Genomic DNA, 351 nt, shown 5'->3' with positions numbered 1-351 from the left:
CCAGATCCCACACCATCGCACCATTACCGAAGCCGTACATCAGGAAGGCGGCAAAATAGCCCTGCAAATTTTGCATACCGGGCGCTACAGCTACCAACCGCATCTGGTCGCCCCGTCCGCATTGCAGGCCCCCATCAACCGTTTCGTGCCCCATGAGTTAAGCCATGAAGAGATCCTGCAACTGATCGACAATTTCGCCCGCTGCGCGCAACTGGCGCGGGAGGCAGGATACGACGGTGTAGAGGTGATGGGTTCCGAAGGGTATTTGATCAACGAATTTCTGACGCTGCGCGCCAATCAGCGTAGTGACCAGTGGGGCGGCGATTACCGCAACCGGATGCGATTTGCCGT

General features: G+C 57.5%; 1 protein-coding gene. It reads left to right on the top strand.

What is annotated here, in order from left to right:
- On the top strand, positions 1 to 351 hold a 351-nt coding region (locus KI356_RS29020; RefSeq protein ID WP_498066729.1), incomplete at both ends, for an oxidoreductase.

Origin of the sequence: Bacillus hominis (genome assembly GCF_018332515.1) — a bacterium.
In the GTDB taxonomy this organism is placed as follows: Bacteria; Bacillota; Bacilli; order Bacillales; family Bacillaceae_G; genus Bacillus_A; species Bacillus_A hominis.
The sequence above is the reverse complement of the archived record's forward strand: the minus strand, read 5'-3'. Positions and strand labels throughout refer to the sequence as shown.